Source organism: Staphylococcus pseudintermedius, assembly GCF_001792775.2.
GTDB lineage: Bacteria > Bacillota > Bacilli > Staphylococcales > Staphylococcaceae > Staphylococcus > Staphylococcus pseudintermedius.
Genome location: NZ_MLGE02000005.1, coordinates 49,915 through 66,070, shown reverse-complemented (window position 1 = coordinate 66,070; position 16,156 = coordinate 49,915). Strand labels below are relative to the sequence as shown.

The window sequence follows — 16,156 nt, the reverse complement described above, 5'->3', positions numbered from 1 at the left end:
ATGTTTATTTTATGTTATATCATTTTTCCTCAAGACTTAATTTAAAAACACAAAATCACAGGTGGATGATAATGTACGTAATGCTGAGCGTGATATTCAAAAATAGTCTGAAAGATAAGTTTAGGCATTTGAATAATTGTTTTCCGGAAAAATTGAGCGGGGAGACGACTGAATAAAAAGTATTCATAAAATGATGACGGGATATCACCAAATGCACATTAAACTTATCCACTACATAATTAAGAGGCTGGACATCGAGTTCCAACCTCTTCGTGCTGAGAGTTCCAGCAACTTAAAGAAAAAACAGCGTGTTATTTCGCATTTTTATTAATCCAATTTGCAATATCTTCGGTAAAAGGGAGTGTATTGGCTTTGTTATCCTTTGTTCTTGTGATGATAATGCCTATAAAACTGCCATCTTTTTTGAAGACCCCCGACCCTGATTGCCCGTCATAACCAGGCATGTCCGTAAGAAGGTAAGGTTTTGGACTTTTTAAATGTTTATAAATATTGCCATCGCTACGGTATTGTACTTTTATGGGAGCTGGCTTCCTGTTAGGGTAACCATAGGAGTATACTTCATCACCAACGAAACCGCTCAACTCATCATCGGTATAACCTCGAACTGTTGTTGTGAATTTTTTAATGTAGTATTTGTAGAATCTATCTTGATCTCTTTCGGTTCCTTTTATGATTGCAATATCATACTTTGGATTTGGATGTGGCGTGTAGGTGCTAATATTCATATAACCAAATGGCCTTTTGTTTCCATTAAGCCCTGGATATATTCTACCGCTTCTTTTGGCAGGTTTAGCCCCTACACAATGTTTGGCGGTGAGTGCGGCAGTTGATGAAATTAGGATGGCTGAACAAAAGCGGGTTGAAGTCACTTGGTAATATGCACTATATTTACTGTGAGCGTCTACCGCTATGTTTGGAGCAGACGTTTGTTTACCTTTAGTAATGCATCAAAAAGCGTACAATGACAGATAGATGAGAACGTATTGAACATCGATGTGTGGCAAGCACGACCTACTTGAAGCATAAATTTATGGCAATTGACTAATGAGGTTTGCGGGAAAAGGGTGTGTATTTTAACAAGTCGTAGTGCTATTTGAATATTTCTACCTTGAAAAATTGAGAAAAAAGAGTAAAATGAATAGAGTTAAAAAATTGAGAGGTGGGACGTCGAGGTGAAAAATAAATTTTTGGTTTGCGATGATTGCCAAGCGGTGAATCTCAAAACGTTGACACAAAAACTAAAAAAGCTAGACCCAGACGCTGAGATTGAAGTAGGTTGCCAATCATATTGTGGACCAGGTCGACGTAAAACATTTGCGTTTGTTAATAACCGGCCACTTGCTGCAACGACTGAAGAAGAGTTGATGGAAAAAGTTCAGAAGCAGCTTCAAAAGCCACGCGATCCTGAAGAAGAAGAGCGTTTGAGAAAGCGTAATGAAGAGCGAAAGCGTCGGAAAGAAGAGCAAGACCGTAAATTAAAAGAGAAATTGGCAAATCGTAAAGCATAAGCCCAATTACTTATTCAATATATTCATAGGCAAAGAGACGCCCCTTTAATTTTGAAAAGGCACGTCTCTTTTTTTATGCGTAAGGCTCGTTTAATCATCAAAAAATGAACAGACTGGATATAAAATTGGAGCTAAGGGAAAAAGAATCTATAATGAAGAAATTGAAAAAAATTCAAATTGAGTTAAAAAGCGCATGAAATATCCACAATCATTAATAATGAAAAGCAAAATGCAATGAAAAGTAAAGTAGCGACAATTTTCTATACAGGTGTTGTGGAACTATGTATCAACATTCAATGCTACACGACTTGAAAGCACTTGCAATCTGAAGCATTTTACGCGCTGTTTAGGACTTGATTTATGATATAATAAAAAGTATTCTAGCAAGCAATAAGGAGCGAAATGTGGAATGTATGAAGTAAGAATTGCTACACCAGATGATGTAATAGGTATCCGCGATGTTGCGACAAAAGCGTGGTACAATACGTACTTAAATATTTATGCAGCTTCAACTGTGAATGAACTCCTCGCAGCTTCATATAACGAAGAGCATTTGCGTAAACGATTAGAAGAACAATTATTCATGGTTGCGATTGAAGGGCAAGAAGTGGTCGGTTTTGCGAATTTTATTCAAGGTAGTGAGCTGTATTTGTCTGCGCATTACGTACGCCCACATTCTCAAAATAAAGGGTACGGTCGCTTACTTTTAGAACAAGGCCTCGCACATTATGAAGGTCAATATGATGCGGTCTATTTAGAAGTCGATACAAAAAATGAAAAAGGTGTCGCATTTTATGAACAAGAAGGCTTTGAAATCATTCGTACATACGAACATGTGATGTACGGTGAAACGATGAATCTCGCACTCATGAAAAAGCCATTAAGTTAAATGCGAACAAGGAGGGTTTTGATTGACAGAAACAGCTTATGTTACACGTAAGTTATCAGAAGAGAAAGTGTTCAAAGATCCCATTCATCGCTATATTCACGTTCAAGATCAGCTGATTTGGGATTTAATCAAAACAAAAGAATTTCAACGGTTGCGTCGGATTAAACAGCTCGGGACATTGAATTTAGCTTTTCACACTGCTGAACATAGTCGTTTCGGTCATTCCCTCGGTGTGTACGAAATTGTCCGTCGCATGATTGATGAGACGTTTAAAGGTCGCCCAGAGTGGGATAATGCCGATCGTCCACTCGCGATGTGTGCGGCGTTATTGCATGATTTAGGACACGGCCCGTTTTCACATAGTTTCGAAAAGATTTTTAATACTGATCACGAAGCCTATACCCAAGCGATTATTATGGGCGATACGGAAGTGAATGTGGTATTGCGCCGTGTGAGTGAAACATTTCCGGCTGAAGTGGCAGAAGTGATAAATAAAACACATCACAATTCATTGGTCGTGTCGATGATTTCGTCACAAATTGATGCGGACCGTATGGATTATTTACAACGAGATGCATATTTTACAGGGGTGTCTTATGGTACGTTTGATATGGAACGGATATTGCGGCTGATGCGCCCTTCTGCAGATGAAGTGTTGATTAAAGAGAGTGGGATGCATGCGGTTGAAAACTTTATTATGAGCCGTTATCAAATGTATTGGCAAATTTATTTCCATCCGGTGAGCCGTGGTGGTGAAGTTGTCTTGAATCATTGTTTTAAACGTGCGAAATATTTGTACGAACAAGGTTATGAATTTAATATTCCACCGCGTGATTTTGTGCCGTTTTTCGAAAATCGTGCGACTGTTGAAGAATACGTCCAATTAGATGAAGCGGATGTGACGTATTATTTGAAACGTTGGATTGATGAAGACGACCCGATTTTAAGTGATTTGGCACGCCGCTTTATTCATCGCGATTTATTTAAATTTTTACCGTTTGATGGCTCAATTATTACGATTACGGAGCTTCGTGATTTATTTGAACAAGCAGGCATTGATCCGGATTACTATTTTGTGAGTGATTCATTTTCCGATTTACCTTACGATTACGATCGCCCAGGTTCCAATCGACAACCGATCCACTTACTACAAAATAATGGTGGCATCCGTGAAATTAGTAGTCAATCGTTAATTATTTCAAGTATTACGGGGATTAAACGTGAAGATTATAAATTGTATTACCCGAAAGAACTGATTATGAAAATTGAAGACCCAGAGCTTAAAGGGAAAATCATTAACTTATTAAATGAACTGAATTAACCGTTTGAGTGCTGAATACATGTACAACTTGAACGATACATTTTAACAAGTATGAAAAGATTTGGAGGTATTATGAGATGGTTGAGAAAAAAGGGTTTAACTTTAATATTATCAAGAACGATCCACTCGATGGTCATAAAGGGACAAATATTGGTTCGATCAGTCTCGATAATATTGCGCCCGTTTTTATCGATATCGAAGCGCAAGAGGCCTTTATAGACATTGGTGCTATGCATGCACGTGCAGCAGTAGAACGTGGTGTGAAATGGATTAGTGATAAAGAGACTGTCGATGTAGAAGGGGCAAAAGCGTACTGGCTATGTTGGGTGACAACAGAGCGCGGTGAACAAGGTCCTTACTATGCTGGGGTGACTGCGGCGTATTTATTAGTGAATAAAACGATTCGTCGTGGCTATAAAAGTATGCCAGAACATGTCAATATGATGGATAAATCTATGAAACATAAAGTCATTGTGGATCATATTGGTGCAGAAAATCGTCAAATATTAGCAGATTTTCTTAAAACGCACAATCCTGACATGTGGGCTAATGCGTCAGAAGCGTTACACCAAGCGTTTGAAGATACGAAATAAGGTGAGACTTCATTGTAGTTTACGTCGTACCGGCCGAAAGGTGACTTGATTTCTAAATAACTTACGCAGAGTGATTTTAGAAGGGGGTCACCTCGTGCATTTTTGTCATGATTTCGTCTCAAATCACGCGACAAATGTGAAATTTTATACGTTCAGTACATGTGAGATGTGATATAATGGCAAGTATTATTTGATGAAGTAAGGTGAAAATGACCATGGAGCATAACGTCAAAATTGATATCCATCAAATTGTGAAAAGAGATGCGGAAAAAGAACATTTTTCACACCAAACAACGGGCCAATGGTTGAAAAAAGGTGAGGATTGGATTCGTTACCAAGAGCAAATTGAAGACGCGACTGTCAATGTGACGGTTAAACTGACAGATGAGAGTGTCAAATTGATTCGTAAAGGCGATATCCATATGAACATGCATTTTATCGAAGGGCAAGATACGACCACTTTTTACGAATTGCCTCATGGAAAAATGGTGTTGACGGTGCATACGATGAGCATCCTTCATTTTGTGACATCGGATGGCGGTAAATTAAAAGTGCATTATGCATTATTCCAAGGTGATGAAAAAATGGGCACCTATCAATACGAAATGAAATATAAGGAGATATAAGATGAATATTATTGATCAAGTGAAACAGACATTGATTCAAGAAATCGAAAAAAGTATTCAACAAGCGAATATTGTTGAGTCGATTCCTGAAATTAAAATCGAAATTCCAAAAGATACGAAAAATGGAGACTATGCGACCAATATTGCGATGGTGTTGACGAAACTCGCGAAACGTAACCCGAGAGAAATCGCGCAACTGATTGTGGACCATTTAGATACTGAAGCGGCACATGTTAAAAAAATCGATATTGCGGGACCAGGATTTATTAACTTTTACCTTGATTCAAGTTATTTAAATGCGGTCATCGATCAAGCTTTAGAGCTAGATACGCAATTTGGTCGTGTAGCAGAATCGAAAAATAAAAAAATATTAGTGGAATATGTCTCAGCGAACCCGACTGGCGACTTACATATCGGACATGCCCGTAACGCCGCAGTAGGGGACACGTTATGCAATATTTTAGATGCAGCAGGTTATGACGTCACAAGAGAATATTACATTAACGATGCAGGCAACCAAATTACGAACTTAGCAAAATCGATCGAAGCACGTTACTTACAGCATTTAGGTCAAAAAGCAGAAATGCCAGCAGACGGGTATCACGGTCAAGACATTAAAAATATCGGTGCGGATTTAGCTAAAAAACAGCCGAACTTAATGGATTTATCGGATGACGAACGTCTGAAAACATTTAGACAACTCGGTGTAGATTATGAGATGGCAAAATTAAAACAAGACCTTGCTGATTTCAACATTCATTTCGATAATTGGTTTAGTGAAACATCTTTATATGAAAAAGGTGAGATTAAAGCTGTTTTAGAACGTATGAAAGAAAATGGTTACACGTATGAACAAGACGGTGCGACGTGGTTACGTACGACAGATTTCAAAGATGACAAAGACCGTGTGTTAATTAAAAAAGATGGCACGTACACATACTTTTTACCAGATATTGCGTACCACTACGATAAGTTCCAACGTGGTAACGACAATTTGATCAATTTATTCGGTGCGGATCATCACGGCTATATTAACCGTCTGAGAGCGTCACTCGAAACGTTTGGTGTGGATAGCGATCGTCTAGAAATTCAAATTATGCAAATGGTACGTTTAATGCAAGATGGCGAAGAAGTGAAGATGAGTAAACGTACAGGTAACGCGATTACATTAAGAGAAATTATGGATGAAGTCGGTATTGATGCGGCGCGTTACTTCTTGACGATGCGCAGTGCGGATACACATTTCGATTTTGATATGGCACTTGCGAAGGAACAGTCTCAAGACAACCCGGTTTATTATGCACAATATGCACATGCGCGTATTTGTTCGATTTTACGTCAAGCAGAAGCACAGGGGTATCAAGTCGAAAAAGGTGCCGATTATCAAACAATTACTAACGATAAGGCCATTGAATTGTTGAAGAAAGTCGCGGAATTCGAGCCGATGATTGAAGGCGCAGCAGAAGCCAGAGCACCGCATCGTGTGACGAATTATATTCAAGACTTAGCCGCACACTTCCACAAGTTTTACAATGCAGAAAAAGTATTAACAGAAGATCAAGCGAAAACAAAAGCACATTTGGCATTAATTGATGCTGTACGTATTACGTTACGCAATGCATTACAATTAGTCGGTGTCACTGCACCAGAACAAATGTAAATTACAAAAGGCAACCTCAGTATCGCGCTGAAGTTGCCTTTTTTAATGATAAGGTTTCGTAAATCGAATGATAAACATACTCAGTTCGAACAATAATATCAAAGGAAAGGACAGTAAAATATTTAACAGCACATCAGGCGGTGCAATCAAGCTGGCCAAGACCAAGCACCCAAAATACACATACTTACGATAAGGCCGTAACATGGTCGCATCAATCAGCTCGAATTTGGCTAAACCGATAAACAAAATCGGCAATTGAAAAATAATGCCAAAGAAGAGTAGCCATCGCAGTAGTTCGGTTAAATATTGTTTAAATCCAATCACTGGATCAATCGACATTAATTGTGACAAATTGAATGAAAACTGAATGATAAGTGGAAAAATGAGCCAGTATGCCAGTGCGATACCTATCAAAAACAGCAGCACGGAAATGAGGCTATATTTATAAACGAATTGGCGCTCAATGTCTTTTAAACCTGGCGCGATAAATGCCCACAATTGATAAAAAATCACGGGAGAAACGATACACAATGTACAAAATAAGATAATCATAATGTAAATCTGTATCATTTCGGTAAAACTAAAGGCATGTAACTGGACGCCATTTTGAGCTATAGCGTGTATGAATGGCTGGATCCACCAATGTGATGAAATGTAGACTACAATGAGTATGAGGCCAAACGTCATGCCTATTTTGATTAACCGTGCTCTCAGTTCGTTAAAATGATTGAGTAACGATAACTCATCTGTGTTCTTGTTTTGTAGATTTTGTACTGGGTGTGTCTAATGATTCGTCATCTTCTGTAATATGTTCTGTGGCAGATTTAAATTCGCGTAACGTTGAACCGATTGCACGACCAAATTGAGGTAACTTTTTCGGTCCAAACAAAATGAGCGCAATGACACTAATGATAATGAGGCCTGTTGGACTTGCCATACCTAAAACAAACGTACCTTCTAGCATAAAAATCCTTCTTCTCTTAAAATTTTTCTAATCACCTTTAGCGATACAAGTCATCATATGAATCCATGATATAATAAAGTCCTATCAATTGTAAAAATTATTTGCCATTATAAAACCTTGTATGTATGTCACCCTCTACAACGAAGCCCTTGATATATGAAGAATAATGTTCTAAAAGTCGTATATAGTGATAAACGGTTTTTCTCAATTGATAATCATTTTCAATTAATTATATTCCGATGCGCAAATACTGTCAATACAGTTTTTTAATGTATTTTATTAGAAAGTTTATTAAATATAAATTTCTGTTGTTATCGCTTTCATAAGAGGATGGATCATTAAAATTTTATGATGCTTTTGCTGCGCTAATTTTGTTTAACTTGCACTCCTCATGATTTGTGGTATTTGATTGCCTTCTTGGCTCTTTGTTTAAGTTCCCCATCATGATGCAGTCGATGAAAGTGTCTATTTAGGTAGTTTTCAAAAATTTACATAAAAAATTAATTTAAGGCGCCAAAAATCAACAAAAAATGATAAGATAAACAAAATAAGATGAAAAATGGGAGTGGAAGGATGAAATTAAAAGGGTTCGCACTTGTGATCGTCATGGTTGTCTTCATGCTCGCGGGTTGTCACTTCAATGCAAATCAGTCGAAGGAGACGGGCAAATCTTCTGATAAAGGTCCGGAACGTATCATCTCATTAATGCCAAGTAATACAGAGATTTTATATGAGCTCGGACTAGGTGATAAGGTCGTAGGTGTTTCTACGGTAGATGATTATCCAAAAGGCGTGAAAGAGAAGCAGCAATTTGACGCAATGCAACTTAATAAGGAAGCGTTGATTAAAGCGCAACCGGATTTGATTTTAGCGCATGAATCACAAAAAGCATCTCAAGGTAAAGTGTTGGATAGTTTAGAAGAAAGTGGTATTCGTGTCGCTTATGTCAAAGATGCGCATTCGATTAATGAAATGTATGAAACGTTTAATCAAATCGGAAAGCTCACAGGAACTGAACAACAAGCAGAACAATTAGTGAAAGAAACGAAACATAACATTCAACAGGTGGTCGATACGATTCCGAAGCACAAAAAAGCACCTCACGTGTTCATTGAAATTGCATCTCAACCAGAAATGTATACAGCGGGTAAAGGGACTTTTATGAATGATATGTTAAAGCAACTCCATGCTCGAAATGTGTTTGATGATACGGAAGGTTGGCCGAAAGTGTCTAAAGAACAAATTATCAAGAAAAATCCAGATGTGATGATTGCGACGTCAGGTGTTTCGACAAAGGATTATCGCAATGATGTACAGCAACGTGGTGGTTTCGAGAGAGTTAATGCAGTGAAAGAAGACCGTGTTGTCGCTTTAAATGATGACATGTTATCACGACCTGGACCGCGTTTAGATGATGCGATGAAAATGTTGAGAGATGCTGTGTATGAAAAATAACGTAACGAAGGGCTTCATGAGCATCAGTGCATGGAGCCTTCTTTTAATGGTTGTCTGTACATACAGTTTATTCAGTCGATTAGAGTGGCACACCCCTTTAACATCGACATTGGTTATGGAGGTACGTCTACCTAGAATGCTACTCGCATTGTTTGCAGGCATGGGGCTCACAATAGCAGGACAAATGTTTCAAATTATCTTGAACAACCCCCTTGCCGATAGTTTTACACTTGGACTGGCAAACGGTGCGACAGTGGGGGCGGCAATCGCTGTACTTCTCGGCTTACCTTTTGTATGGGTTGCGCCTTTAGCGATGGTGTTGGGCATGCTCTCATTAGTCGTTGTTATGACTATCGCTTATACCATTTCGAGGGGCTATCCGACGCGATCGCTCATTCTAGCCGGGATACTCATCGGTTCGTTGTTGAATGCAGTGCTGTTTTTACTCGTCCAATTCAATCCGCAAAGACTCCAAAATATTGTGGCGTACATGTTCGGTGGGTTTGGTGCTACGGAATATCGAGAAGCGGCCGTGGTGATGAGCGTCTTTGTCATTATTACATTGATCTTCTTCATGTTAGTTCCGAAAGTTAAATTACTACAAATGAACACGCTCTCGAGTGCTGCGTTAGGGCTTCATGTCGAGCGTTTATCGGTGACTGTATTAATATTAGCGACCATGATGTCTACAGTCATTATCGGCTTTGTAGGGGTGATTGGCTTTATCGGTATGGTCATTCCACAATTTGTACATCGTTTGAGCCGAGGGACATTACCTTTTAAAATGCTTTTAAATATTTTAATTGGTGGGACAGCTATGGTACTGGCAGATGTTTTAGGTGCACAATTACTCGACCCGATTCAACTGCCCGCAAGTGTCGTCTTAGCAATTTTAGGCATTCCACTGATGTTTTATCTCATGATAGTTGAACGACCTTGAGCAATTGACTAATATAGTATTATATGAATTTTAAAGAATAAGTAATGAGGTATACCATGGACTTAACAAACATTAAAGCAATTATATTTGATTTAGAGGGAACGTTGTTAGATCGACAAAAATCACGTGACAAATTTATTGAAGAGCAATACGAACGTTTTCATGATTATTTAGTACGTGTACAAGCCTCAGACTTCCGCAAAAAATTTATCGAACTTGATGACGACGAAGATCATGATAAACCTGATTTATACAAAGAAATCATCAAGCAATTCAACATTGATCGTTTAACATGGAAAGATTTATTTAACGACTTTGAAATGCACTTCTATCGTTACGTTTTTCCATTTTATGACACGACCTATACTTTGCAAAAACTGAAAGAAGCGGATTATAAAATTGGTGTTATCGCAAATGGGAAATCTAAAATTAAACGTTATCGTGTTTATGCGTTAGGTATCGAATCTTACGTGACACATTTGACGACTTCTGAAATGGTGGGCTTTCGAAAACCGCATCCACGTATTTATGAAGAAATTATTGAGAAATTAGATGTCGCACCAGAAGAGGTGGTGTACGTCGGCGATGATGCGTTGAATGACGTCGCACCTGCTCGAGCAATGGGCATGGTTAGCGTCTGGTATCGTCACGGTGAAAGAGAAGATGAGGTTATTCCTTTAGAATCGGAAATGGATTTTGAAATTACAACACTGGAAGAATTATTAGATATTTTAAACATCGAACGGGAGGCTGAAAAGTAATGCATTTATTTAGATCATCAGATGGGACAGCATTGAATTATCGCTCAATGGGAAAAGGTTATCCGATTGTGATGGTACATTCAGTGTATATGAATCATACAGTATTTGAGGATATTGCGAAGCGTTTGTCACGCTATTTTCAAGTGATATTAGTCGACTTGAGAGGACACGGATACTCTGACAAACCGTTAACGATTGATTTTCATGATTATAGTCAAGATTTAAAAGAATTGATGGAGTTTCTGTACATCGAATGTGCGACATTTATCGCGATTGAAATGGGAAGTGCGGTTGCATTAGACCTCGTTCAACGTGATCCAAAGAAAGTCTCAGAACTCATTTTAATTAATCCGACTGTCTCTGGAGAAGGCTTACCACATGAGCGCTTGTTCCGTAAATACGCTGAAACGATTCGTACTTGGAGCGATTCAGAACAAGATAAGTTTTTAGAAAAGCATTTATACTATGCTAAAGGAAAAGTGCGCAAGTTTCTTAAAAGTGTCAATGACTCAGCAGCTTTATTAACAGATTATGAGAAAAATGCAGTGGACCAATCATTTACAGATTTTGAACTTGGTGAACCATTGTCTGAAGTGCAAGTACGCACACTCGTGATTGCAGGAGTGGCGAATGAACGTATCGCGCCGAGTGAATCTGAAAATATTGCCGAGTTGATGCCAAATGCGACGTACGAATTATTTAAAAAGTCAGGCGTATATCCATTTGTAGAAGAAAAGGAAAAATTTCTCAAAACAGTGAAAAGCTTTATGCAAAGAACGACACATAATATGGACTTGTAACCATTTTGTAATACAACTGTTATTTTATTGCAATTTAGGGTATGATGATAATGAGCACAAAAAAGAGAGACAAAAGAGGAGCGTGTGCCCTATGAAAAAACTAGTCAGTGCAATGTTAATAACAGGACTTACATTTTCGGGGATTTATGCAGGTACAGCAGATGCGATGTCAGGGAATACATTAGAATCAGTGAAATCATTACAACACGGCGATCGCACAGTAGAAGGTGTGACAATTGGCGAACGAATGAGTGACGTATTCCGAGACAAAGGCCATGGGATTCATACGAAAGAAGCTTACGGTCATCATCATTATTATGAAATTCATACAAAAGATGGTGTGATGATTGTGACTGCGAGCGGCGCGGGTCGACATGCGAAGGTGACACGTGTGAGTATGATTTACAATAAACTGAACGGTCCGAAGTATCAAGAGGTGAAGGATCAAGTGAGTGCACGTGCGATTAAACGTGAACATCATAATCATGTCACAGGGGGTAGCGGTTATATTTCAGATGGCAAAGTGGCATACCAATTTGCGACTTCTACACCAAAAAATCAAACATTGAAGCTTTATCGCATTGATGTAGAGTAATGTACGACGCTACTGTACAAACGGAAGCGTCTACACGCCAGGTCTCACTTCTGATATAATGGTGCTATCAAATGAGACGGAGGATTTTATGAGACCTAATGATCGGACTTTACTGGAGAATGTAGAAGATTACTTTACGCACAAAGGTGTATCTCCAAGTTTAATCGACGACGTTAAAGAAAATTTGAGAAAAGATATTCAAAAATCAGAAGCGGAAGATAAAGACTATATCGAATATCGTCAAAAATCTCCGGCTGAAATGATACTAACAATACAAAAAAACTTATTTATATTACAGTTCAACCCGGTCGTGTTTTTTATCATCAACTTTATATTAATTTCATCGCTCTATGATAAACAATTGGTGCCTTTCGGTGCTGCCACAGGTTTATCACTCGTGTATATGCTTGTCATGTTGCCGATATCGATCGTTATATATACACGAATCATGCATAAAAATTATTTGTATCGCAATAAAATAGAGAGTTATGCAGGGGGAGCTTTAGCGGTTTTTGCCCTCGTACTCATTTTAATGAATGCGTTTGATTTGAACTTAGGTATTCATGTTGTGACGCATTATGCACATATCGCGATGGCAGTAATTGGCGTGATCGTGACGAGCTTTGGATTGTATAAAAAGTATTTAGAGTACACAGGAATTGGCTTATTATTACTTCAAAAGACCATTGATGTGATTGTTGCTGATGATCAGGCGGCTCAGCTCATTTCCATTGCAATTTGGGTGATGATTTTAGTGTTGATTATTTTCTACACAATTGAATTGTCAGCGAGCAAACGAACATAAGTGGCATCCAAGCAGTATAAAATACCCTTTCGAAGCGTGTTACATTAAGCAATGTCACTTCGAAAGGGTATTTTGGTGAGGGTTAAACGGAGCAAAAAAGTAAAACCACTCGTTGTAGTCGTATAAAAAGACAATGAGTGGTTTTACTTTACACTTGTACGTATGCTCCATAAGCCCCATACGTTTCATAATTCATGCTTTGTTCCAAAATTACTGTGGTCGAATATCTGTAGATTTGATTGTTTCATTAACACGGTCTAGTAAAGCGTTGATTTTTTCACGTTGTTGATCGTTAATTAAAATCAGTACTGTACGTTCATCGTTTTCATTACGGCGTTTATCGAAATATCCTTCTTGAGATAAGTTTTTAACAGCTTTCACGACTTGCGGTTGCTTATAGTTTAAGTTGTTAATGATATCTTTTAAATAATATTCCTCTTCTATTCTATAGCTTAAGTGTGTTAAAACCGCGAACTCTTCAAAACTAATTTTAAATTCCTTTTTAATCACACTTTTTAATCTATCAGCGTATGTCACCATAGATAATAACTCAAAACAATCCTTGACTCTTGTAACAGCCATACTCATAACCTCCCATATATATTACCCTTAAACGTCTTTTGAAATATAATACACGATATATTACATTTCAATAAAATCCCGTTAACACATTATATTATAGCAAATGAAGTGTATATAACACCACTAAAATGCACTAGTATAAATCTTTATATATTTAATTCGAACGGAATTATTTAATATATTATATCTAATAGGCATGCATTTGTAAAACAAGACACTTCAACGTTTTACAACATTATAATGATCATAATCAATATTCGAAGTGAGCACGATAAGTTGTCATATATGGTCATTAATCCATAATTTGCAATTAAACAACTAGAATAATGCCAAAAAAGCAAAAAAGAATTTAATGTTGTTTTTAACTTGGTTCTAAAATATTTGCCTTGGGATTCCTAACAACTTTTCCACCAATAAAAACACCTTTATTAATTAAAAGTTGCTTATTTATTTTATCATAATTTATTATGCATTTGATGAATTTACAGTTTTTACATATAATTAGAAATGGCTGATTCAATCATATTTAAACTGGTCATATGGTAAAGAGAAGTTTGATTTTGAGGTTAAAATGAATTCAAATTGGTAACGACTTTGAGAATGAAAATTATTTTGATATGTGAAAAGGGATTTTCTTTGAATAGCAAGATAGGTTTGAAATATAGATAACTAAAGGGTTTAGAAAGATTGTGTAGTTGATAAACCCCGAGTATAATGGTTTGTTTTTCATTGTGAGAATAGTAAAAAATATCTTAAATATAAAATGTAATTTATTGTGACTTTGAATGAAATTTTGAGCGAACGAGCAACTTGGTACTAGTGAAAATTTTATGCATTTGCACAATAACAAAAACAGTGATGACCATTATAGTCTAAGTGGCGAGCTGATTCAACTCATTTTTAGTGAAGTGGACGTAAATGATGTTAAGTTTTGTTGTAGATGATTGGATAGAGCTATTACATATATGATTTGAGGAAAATCATAAAAAAATAGGTAAGTGTCACCTATATAATTGAAACAACGATGCAGCTGTTAAAAGTGACAGTGCATCGTAAGTACAGCGATACAGCCTGTTTTAAGCGGATACCGCGTCGTCTTTACATCAGCTTTCAAATAACGAGGTTTTGGAAATTGTAAAAATAAGTATACAGTATAAATAAGCAGATAAGTAAAAATAATGCGAAATAAAAAATGAATATTTCTTGACATGAACATGACTCAATGCTTTAGTGCATATCTTATATATATACGATTCTTTTTTAAGTTGTATCAAAATTTGGCATATTTAATTAAAAATCACAGCATTATATATATACTTTTTGTATTTATATACATTTTATTGCGGTATAAAATAATTACGAGCTACATTTATTGCAATTTGTAGCATAATAAGATAATAAAATGACATAGAGGTGTGAAAAAATAAAAAGCGTCCTCAAAAAAGTGCATGATTCACACACTTTTGAGAAGACAATGAATCAAATAGCGTATGCTTAGTTGAACTGAATGATAATAATCGCAATAATAATGAGCATAAAACCTAATAAGCGCTGTTTCGTAATATGACGATGTGGTACACCGAATAGTCCGAAATGGTCGATGAGTAAGCCCATAATAATTTGTCCGACCATCACGGTAATAAGTGTGAAAGTGACCCCAATCACAGGTGTTAAAATAATATTCGTTGTGACGAAAATGACACCTAATGCCCCGCCAATAAAGTGCCACCATTTCAATGGACCATGCTGCTCAGAGGTTGTATGAATTTTAACGTGTCTGTGTAGCATCAACGTCAAAATAATGAGTGCTGATGCCCCTACTGTAAATGAAACTAATGACGCAAAGAAGGGGGAGTGGAGTGTTTGGCCTAAATGACTATTGATTGCTGTTTGAATGGGCGGCGTAAAACCAATGATCATACCGACAAGCATCCATGGCCCATTATGACCCGATTGTGCCAATTGCTTAGCGTTCTTTTGCAGATTCATCAAAATAATACCGATGAGTAATAACACAATCCCAAGCACTTTCATCACATGTAACGCTTGAACATCTACATTGAACCAACCGAACGTATCGATCAACATACTCATCAAAATTTGTCCGGTAATCGTTGTCACAACGGTTAACGATGCGCCAATACGTGGTAACAAAATCATATTACCGGTTAAATAAATCACGCCCATCAATCCACCAACATACCAGTAATAATCAAAATGGTAATGTCCGAAAGCTTTTGCAGTCAGTAAGTGTGGATTGAGTATAAAGTTGAGTATCACGAGCAATAATGTTCCGACCGTAAATGAAATGGCAGAAGCATATAAAGAAGATTGCGTGAACCGGCTTAACCTAGAATTAATAGAGGTCTGTACAGGAATGACAGCACCAGCTACTAACCCTAAAATCAGTAAGAGTGAAAGCATAATCAACCATCCTTTTGTTTAACTGTGTTATCATTATAGCAAAATGTCTATGTGATAGTGCTATATTTGTTTGCGAACAATTTCAATAGGGAGACATACAGGGTAAAAGATGTGGTTTGAAACCTATTGGTTATTATAAAACGGTAATAGATTATAGTAAATTTTGCATGTGAACATGTATGATCATCATTGGTAACCGCACCATGACTAAG

Annotated in this window: 15 protein-coding genes and 2 pseudogenes; 12 read left to right on the top strand and 5 right to left on the bottom strand. The window is 37.2% G+C overall.

The annotated features are described in order from the left end of the window. Positions 1 to 311: 311 nt before the first annotated feature. Positions 312 to 923 (bottom strand): annotated as a pseudogene (locus tag BJK46_RS05420) (trypsin-like serine peptidase); the annotation flags it as partial. Between the two features lie 270 nt (positions 924 to 1,193). Between BJK46_RS05420 and BJK46_RS05415 the strand changes: the two are divergent. The 6 genes from BJK46_RS05415 (at position 1,194) to argS (ending at position 6,618) form a co-directional block, all read left to right on the top strand. Then, on the top strand, positions 1,194 to 1,529 hold the full coding sequence (locus tag BJK46_RS05415; RefSeq protein ID WP_014614671.1) for a YuzB family protein: 336 nt from the start codon (positions 1,194 to 1,196) through the stop codon (positions 1,527 to 1,529). A gap of 409 nt (positions 1,530 to 1,938) precedes the next feature. Continuing rightward, positions 1,939 to 2,418 carry a GNAT family N-acetyltransferase gene (locus tag BJK46_RS05410; protein WP_014614670.1) on the top strand — a complete coding sequence of 160 codons (480 nt, stop codon included), beginning with the start codon at positions 1,939 to 1,941 and terminating at the stop codon, positions 2,416 to 2,418. A gap of 22 nt (positions 2,419 to 2,440) precedes the next feature. Next, positions 2,441 to 3,739: an HD domain-containing protein gene (locus BJK46_RS05405; RefSeq protein ID WP_015728676.1), complete on the top strand. Its 1,299-nt coding sequence runs from the start codon at positions 2,441 to 2,443 to the stop codon at positions 3,737 to 3,739. Positions 3,740 to 3,816: 77 nt separating this feature from the next. Then, positions 3,817 to 4,332 carry a YwhD family protein gene (locus BJK46_RS05400; RefSeq protein WP_103263700.1) on the top strand — a complete coding sequence of 172 codons (516 nt, stop codon included), beginning with the start codon at positions 3,817 to 3,819 and terminating at the stop codon, positions 4,330 to 4,332. A 215-nt stretch (positions 4,333 to 4,547) separates the two neighbouring features. Further along, positions 4,548 to 4,958 carry a YwiB family protein gene (locus tag BJK46_RS05395; protein ID WP_014614667.1) on the top strand — a complete coding sequence of 137 codons (411 nt, stop codon included), beginning with the start codon at positions 4,548 to 4,550 and terminating at the stop codon, positions 4,956 to 4,958. Position 4,959: 1 nt separating this feature from the next. Next, on the top strand, positions 4,960 to 6,618 hold the full coding sequence (gene argS / locus BJK46_RS05390) for an arginine--tRNA ligase (protein WP_063278860.1): 1,659 nt from the start codon (positions 4,960 to 4,962) through the stop codon (positions 6,616 to 6,618). Positions 6,619 to 6,660: 42 nt separating this feature from the next. On the opposite strand, the pseudogene tatC reads toward argS, so the two are convergent. Further along, positions 6,661 to 7,344, bottom strand: a pseudogene (gene tatC, locus BJK46_RS05385) (twin-arginine translocase subunit TatC); the annotation flags it as partial. A 16-nt stretch (positions 7,345 to 7,360) separates the two neighbouring features. After that, positions 7,361 to 7,582, bottom strand: a complete 222-nt coding sequence (locus BJK46_RS05380) for a twin-arginine translocase TatA/TatE family subunit (RefSeq protein ID WP_103263701.1) — start codon at positions 7,580 to 7,582, stop codon at positions 7,361 to 7,363. Between the two features lie 573 nt (positions 7,583 to 8,155). Here BJK46_RS05380 and BJK46_RS05375 point away from each other — a divergent pair. The 6 genes from BJK46_RS05375 to BJK46_RS05350 all read left to right on the top strand — a co-directional run bounded on the left by BJK46_RS05375 (position 8,156) and on the right by BJK46_RS05350 (position 12,938). Continuing rightward, on the top strand, positions 8,156 to 9,037 hold the full coding sequence (locus BJK46_RS05375) for an ABC transporter substrate-binding protein (RefSeq protein WP_063278862.1): 882 nt from the start codon (positions 8,156 to 8,158) through the stop codon (positions 9,035 to 9,037). After that, positions 9,027 to 9,977, top strand: coding sequence for a FecCD family ABC transporter permease (locus BJK46_RS05370; protein ID WP_064485060.1), 951 nt, complete (start codon positions 9,027 to 9,029; stop codon positions 9,975 to 9,977). The genes BJK46_RS05375 and BJK46_RS05370 overlap by 11 nt, the downstream gene beginning before the upstream one ends. 56 nt (positions 9,978 to 10,033) lie before the next feature. Then, positions 10,034 to 10,738, top strand: coding sequence for an HAD family hydrolase (locus tag BJK46_RS05365; RefSeq protein WP_014614661.1), 705 nt, complete (start codon positions 10,034 to 10,036; stop codon positions 10,736 to 10,738). Next, the gene (locus BJK46_RS05360; RefSeq protein ID WP_014614660.1) at positions 10,738 to 11,538 is read left to right on the top strand and encodes an alpha/beta fold hydrolase; all 801 of its coding nucleotides are present in this window, start codon (positions 10,738 to 10,740) and stop codon (positions 11,536 to 11,538) included. Before BJK46_RS05365 ends, BJK46_RS05360 begins: the two co-directional genes overlap by 1 nt. A gap of 91 nt (positions 11,539 to 11,629) precedes the next feature. After that, positions 11,630 to 12,133 carry an SA0570 family protein gene (locus BJK46_RS05355; protein WP_014614659.1) on the top strand — a complete coding sequence of 168 codons (504 nt, stop codon included), beginning with the start codon at positions 11,630 to 11,632 and terminating at the stop codon, positions 12,131 to 12,133. An 88-nt stretch (positions 12,134 to 12,221) separates the two neighbouring features. Continuing rightward, positions 12,222 to 12,938, top strand: coding sequence for a hypothetical protein (locus BJK46_RS05350; RefSeq protein WP_014614658.1), 717 nt, complete (start codon positions 12,222 to 12,224; stop codon positions 12,936 to 12,938). 210 nt (positions 12,939 to 13,148) lie between these two features. Here BJK46_RS05350 and sarA read toward each other — a convergent pair whose 3' ends face one another. Further along, entirely contained in the window at positions 13,149 to 13,520 is a 372-nt protein-coding gene (sarA, locus tag BJK46_RS05345) for a global transcriptional regulator SarA (protein WP_014614657.1), read from the bottom strand. A gap of 1,494 nt (positions 13,521 to 15,014) precedes the next feature. Beyond that, complete coding sequence (locus BJK46_RS05340) at positions 15,015 to 15,944, bottom strand: DMT family transporter (RefSeq protein ID WP_103263611.1); 930 nt, start codon at positions 15,942 to 15,944, stop codon at positions 15,015 to 15,017. Positions 15,945 to 16,156: the final 212 nt, after the last annotated feature.